This is a genomic window from Mesorhizobium sp. WSM4836, assembly GCF_055811815.1.
Map to the genome: position 1 here is coordinate 1 of NZ_JBVVQF010000091.1, position 557 is coordinate 557.

At 60.3% G+C, this 557-nt stretch carries 1 protein-coding gene; it reads left to right on the plus strand.

The annotated features are described in order from the left end of the window. Positions 1-525: cytochrome-c oxidase, cbb3-type subunit II (gene ccoO / locus AC0L2P_RS32220; RefSeq protein ID WP_473507249.1), on the plus strand; the 525-nt coding region annotated here is incomplete at its 5' end. Between the last annotated feature and the right edge of the window lie 32 nt (positions 526-557).

Sequence of the window (557 nt, forward strand, 5' to 3'; positions counted from 1 at the left end):
CTCTGCCATAGCCAGATGATCAGGCCGTTCCGCGACGAAGTCGAGCGCTATGGGCATTACAGCCTGGCGGCCGAGTCAATGTATGACCACCCGTTCCAGTGGGGATCGAAGCGCACCGGACCGGACCTCGCGCGGGTGGGCGACCGCTATTCGAATGGATGGCACGTTCAGCACCTTGTGGCTCCGCGCTCCGTGGTGCCGGAGTCGATCATGCCGAGCTACGCGTTCCTGAAGGAAGGGCGGATCGAGGTGAAGGACTTCTCTACGCACCTGATCGCGAACAGCCGTGTGGGCGTGCCTTACTCCGACGAAATGATCGCGAGCGCGAATGCCGATCTCATGGCGCAGGCCGATCCCAACGTCGACACATCCGGTCTTGAAGCGCGGTATCCGAAGGCCAAGCTCGGTGACTTCGATGGCAATCCGCAGCAGGTCACCGAGATGGATGCCCTGGTCGCTTACCTCCAGATGCTCGGCACTCTGGTCGACTTCAAAAACTATGACGAGGCCGCCGGCTACCGCTGAGGAAGATATCGATGAATTACAATCTGATGCGG